The following is a 4783-nucleotide window of genomic DNA, read 5'->3' as shown; positions in this document are numbered from 1 at the left end:
CCAAGCCGTCATAACGACCACCGGCCAGTACCGTGCCTTGCGCGCCAAGTGCATCCGTCACCCATTCGAAGACCGTGCGGTTGTAGTAGTCCAGGCCACGGACGAGGCTATGATTGACCTGGTAAGGGATATCGAGCGCCGTCAGCAGCGATTGCAACATGGCAAAATGTGCTGCAGAGTCTTCGTCCAAATGGTCCGCCAGATGCGGGGCCGTGTGTGCAATGTCCTGGCAAGTGGGTACTTTGCAGTCCAGCACGCGGAGCGGGTTGCGCTCCAAACGCTCCTGACAGTCGGCACAGAGTTCCGCACTTCTCGGGCGCAGATAGTCCAGAAGCAAGGCTCTGTAGTTGGCACGCGCAGCCGGGCTTCCCAGAGAATTGACCTGCAACGAAGCGGTAACGCCAGCCGTCCGCAAAATCCGCGCCGAGAGGGCGATAACCTCCGCATCGGTACTCGCCGCCGACAGCCCGAAGACCTCCACGCCCAGTTGGTAAAACTGCCGGTAGCGGCCCTTTTGCGGGCGCTCATGACGAAACATCGGCCCCATATAATAATAACGCGGGGTCTGGCCGCGCATGCTCTGGGCCTGGATTGCAGCACGCACACACCCCGCCGTCCCCTCCGGTCGCAGGGTGAGACTGTCACCGTTTCGATCGGCAAAGGTATACATCTCTTTCTGAACGATATCGGTGGCGTCGCCAATGGCGCGGGCAAACAGTTCGGTCGATTCTAGAAGAGGCAGACGCACCTCACCATAGTCGTAGAGCGCCAGCAGCGTCCGCAGATCGCTTTCCAGCGCCTGCCAACCCGCGCTCTCTTCCGGGAAAATATCATTCATACCACGTACCGCCTGCAGCACTTTACCCGCCATGACTGCTCCCGGTTTGCGGCGCAGGAAGAGGCTCAGGCCTCATGCCGCGCTGCCTGCCGCTCGGCGATTTCCGCGCGAATGCGCTTTTCCAGCACGTCGACAATGTCGTTGTTCTCCACACGGTCGACCTGTTTACCGCGATAGTAGAGAATGCTGCGTTTATCACCACCCGCCAGACCGATATCGGCCTCCTTCGCCTCGCCGATGCCGTTCACCACGCAGCCGATCACCGAAACGTCCATGGGTTCGAGAATGTCTTCCAGACGCGCTTCCAGGGCATTGATGGTGGTGATTACGTCAAACTCCTGACGGGAACAGGACGGGCAGGCGATCAGATTGATGCCTTTCTGACGCAGGTGCAGGCTTTTCAGGATATCGAAGCCGACGCGAATCTCCTCGACAGGATCCGCCGCGAGGGAAATCCGGATCGTATCGCCGATACCATCCCGCAGGAGCAGACCCAGTCCAATGGCGGATTTGACGGTGCCGGAGCGCAGGCCCCCTGCTTCGGTAATACCCAAATGCAGCGGGTAATCCACCCTTTCCGAGAGCAGCCGGTAAGCGCTTACGGCGAGAAAAACATCGGAGGCCTTGACGCTGATCTTCACGTCGTGAAAATTCAACTCGTCGAGAATACTGACGTGGCGCAAGGCGGACTCCACCAGTGCTTCTGGCGTCGGCTCCCCGTACTTCTCCTGGATATCCTTTTCCAGCGACCCGGCGTTGACACCGATACGGATGGGGATGCCCTTGTCCCTAGCCATTTCCACCACCAGCCGCGTTTTATCCAGAGAGCCAATATTTCCGGGGTTGATGCGCAGACCATCGACACCATCTGCCATCACCTGCAAAGCTATGCGATGATCGAAATGGATGTCGGCGACCAGAGGGGTTTCCACCTGTGCGCGGATCGCTTTGAAGGCTTCGGCGGCGTCCATGCTGGGTACGGACACCCGGACGATATCGGCACCGACTGCCTCCAGGCGCCGGATTTGCGCGACCGTGGCCGCAACATCGCGGGTCTCCGTATTGGTCATGCTTTGCACGCTGATCGGTGCATCGCCGCCGATCGCTACCTTGCCAACGTGAATTTGCCGGGTCTTACGACGCCGAATGGGAGATTCATGGTGCATGGGAAGCCTCGCTGGAAACGGCTGCGGTGCCGGATACCGCAACAGGTGATGAAACCACACTGGCTACCGGCCGTGCGGGGGATGGTGTCAGACTGTGGGTAGCGGCCATAACATGGGCACTACTGAAAGCTGGCGCGGTGCCGACGTGCAACCTGGCCACACCCAGAGCGTTGGCTGGCAGTGGCACCGCCTTATCGTTATAGCTGATGGCAACAGCGCTGGCCTTTCCTACCAGAACGTGATAGGGCGGAGTTCCGGAATCGACGCGTAAGACATCGCCACGACGTCCGAGGACAGCCAGCAGGGTTTTCCCGGAAGCGTCTTTGACCTGCACCCAACAGTCCGCGCTGAACTGAAACGCCAGCCCATGATTCATCGCTACCGCTACAGATTGGGTTGCTGCGACCGGCGTAGCGGACTGGCTGAGCGCCACCGCCGGGGTCTGCGTCACGGTACTCGGCGCCAGAACGACAGGTGATGCGCTGGGCGCGACTGTCACCATCGGCGCAGGAGCGGCCGGTTGCTTCTCCACCGTCGGCGGAGCTTTCGCGGCGGGCAAGCTCTGTGCCTGCTGCTGACTCCAAAACCACCAGGCTGCCACAATAATGGCTACCACAATCAATACGGAAAAAAACAACATGCGTCGACTATAATCCAGCAGCGGGCCTTCACTACCGGGCAGCACGTTTTCCGATGGATGCAGCCCTGAACCTTCATTGGAGGCATCATATGTCTTCAGCAGAGGTTCCGGATTCAGGTCCAGCAGACGCGCATAATTCTTCAGAAAACCGCGTGCGAAAGCCGCGCCGGGCAGTGCGGCGTAGTCACCTTCTTCCAAACCTTTTACCTGTGCCTCAGTGATATGCAATCGCTCGGCAACTTGGCGAAGACTCCAGCCACGAGCCTCCCGCGCTGCCCGTAAGTCCTGAGAAGTCCCATTTTCTGTCGTCGGATCCATGGCTTCGCCGCCTCAACCGTTTTGCAGCAATAATTGCTGCGCCCGTTTACCCGCCGCAGAATAGGGCGAAGCAGTCACGCAACGCTGCCAAAGAGACTGCGCCTGCGTTGTTCGCCCCTGTTGGGCGGCGATCTGCCCCGCCAGCAAGAGTGCATTGGCGTTATCGGATTCTTGCGCCAGGACCACCTGCAAGTGAGCGAAGGCTGCATCTGCATTACCGTCCTTAAAATCCAGCTCGGCGAGCATTTGCAGAGCAGGCGGATAGTTGGGTACCAGATAAAGTGCCCGGTTCAGGGCATCGCGTGCCGCCGACAAGTCCTTGAGCCCTGCGTAGGCCTGTGCGAGGTTGGTCCAGGCAAACTGCGGCGTGCTGTACAGAGGATCGGCCGTGGCCCGTTTCAACTCGACGAGTGCTTCCGCATAGCTACCGGAGTTGACGAGAAAAGCACCATAATTATTGAGGTACTCGGGATTTTTTGCATCTATAGAGAGCGCCTTACGAAAGGCAGCGCGTGCCAATGCATTCTGCTGCAACTGTGCATACGCCAGCCCCATGACATTATATGCGTCAGCGTAACTGCTGTTATCGGCGATCGCCAACTGCAATTCCCGGATCGCCTGCCGGGGATGACCATCCTGCAAATAAGCCGCACCAAGAGAGCTGTAGATGCTTGCCTTGGCCTTATCGGTGTTGGCAGGTGCTGGCTTAAAGCCTGAAGAGGAGGCATTGGCCTTATGCTCATGAGCAATATACGCGGCCATTTGCTGGTCAGGCGTCAGCCCCGCCCCTTTACCGCCAAAGAGCCCGCACCCGCTCAGCAGGAGCGCGCCAACGCCCAATCCCAAAAGCCTTCTCATGAATGCAGCGCCAAGGGGACACTGCGCCGGCCATCGCGCACCTGCCCGGCCAACTGGCCGCAGGCGGCAGCGATGTCATCGCCACGCGGCCGGCGCGTAACCGTCATCACGTCACCCCGCAGGATAATGTCGCGGAAAGCATCGATACGCGCTTGTGGCGATCGTTTAAAATCCGAACCGGGAAAGGGATTAAAGGGGATTAAATTTACCATGGCAGGGATGTCTCGCAGTAAGCGGAGAAGTTCCCGGGCATGGGTGTCGGCATCGTTGATACCATCCAGCATCACATATTCGAAGGTGATGCGGCGTCGGGGCAGCAAGGGATAGCGGCGGCAGGCAGCGAGCAACTCCGCCAACGGGTAGTGGCGGTTTACTGGCACAAGAATGTCGCGGATATCGTCACGGCTGGCATGCAAACTGATCGCGAGATTGACCGGGCTTTCCGTACCCAGCCGATCCATGCCGGGCACCACACCTGCCGTGCTGACGGTAATGCGCCGCGCGCCAAAGCCGTAGGCATAATCGTCGCGCAACAAATCCAGCGCCGGCAATACCTGGCGCAAATTGAGCAGCGGTTCGCCCAGACCCATGAAGACGATATTGGTGATAGCATTCAGGCCCAACAGGCGACGCGCCACGCGCACCTGCGCGATGATTTCATGGGTTTCGAGGTTGCGACTGAGCCCCTGGGCGCCGGTAGCACAAAAACTGCAGGACAGAGAACAGCCCACCTGCGAGGAGATGCACAGCGTGCCACGATCTTCTTCAGGAATAAAAACAGTTTCTATGGCATTGCCATCGGGCAGCCCGAGCAGCCATTTACGCGTGCGGTCTGCCGCCAGTTGGTCAGCGATAATTTCCGGCGCGGCGATGCGGGTTTCTGCGGCGAGACGCGCGCGGAGGGCTTTACTGATGTTGGTCATGGCCGCGAAATCCGTTACCTGACGGGTATGCAGCCATTGC

General features: G+C 59.2%; 5 protein-coding genes. All 5 read right to left on the bottom strand.

All coding sequences use genetic code 11. From position 1 onward, the window contains the following. Nucleotides 1-871, bottom strand: an 871-nt coding sequence (gene hisS, locus AC2VNK_RS09925; RefSeq protein ID WP_486883637.1) for a histidine--tRNA ligase, incomplete at its 3' end; no start/stop codon positions are given. Between the two features lie 32 nt (nt 872-903). Next, nucleotides 904-2004 (bottom strand): flavodoxin-dependent (E)-4-hydroxy-3-methylbut-2-enyl-diphosphate synthase, encoded by a 1101-nt coding sequence (gene ispG / locus AC2VNK_RS09920; protein ID WP_291520643.1) that lies wholly within the window; start codon nt 2002-2004, stop codon nt 904-906. Continuing rightward, nucleotides 1994-2962 carry a RodZ domain-containing protein gene (locus AC2VNK_RS09915; RefSeq protein ID WP_486883636.1) on the bottom strand — a complete coding sequence of 323 codons (969 nt, stop codon included), beginning with the start codon at nt 2960-2962 and terminating at the stop codon, nt 1994-1996. The genes ispG and AC2VNK_RS09915 overlap by 11 nt, the downstream gene beginning before the upstream one ends. Before the next feature lie 12 nt (nt 2963-2974). Beyond that, nucleotides 2975-3808 carry a tetratricopeptide repeat protein gene (locus AC2VNK_RS09910; RefSeq protein WP_486883635.1) on the bottom strand — a complete coding sequence of 278 codons (834 nt, stop codon included), beginning with the start codon at nt 3806-3808 and terminating at the stop codon, nt 2975-2977. A gap of 8 nt (nt 3809-3816) precedes the next feature. Beyond that, the coding region (rlmN, locus tag AC2VNK_RS09905) for a dual-specificity RNA methyltransferase RlmN (protein ID WP_486883634.1) at nt 3817-4783 on the bottom strand (967 nt) is incomplete at its 5' end.

This window comes from Acidithiobacillus sp. TH-A35, from assembly GCF_057473505.1.
Note: the sequence above shows the minus strand (reverse complement) of the source record. Positions and strands in the feature narration are given on the sequence as shown.

Excerpts from the sequence above, each read along its gene's own strand:
- ispG (WP_291520643.1), bottom strand. The coding sequence starts at position 2,004 with ATGCACCATGAATCTCCCATTCGGCGTCGTAAGACCCGGCAAATTCAC.
- AC2VNK_RS09915 (WP_486883636.1), bottom strand. The coding sequence starts at position 2,962 with ATGGATCCGACGACAGAAAATGGGACTTCTCAGGACTTACGGGCAGCG.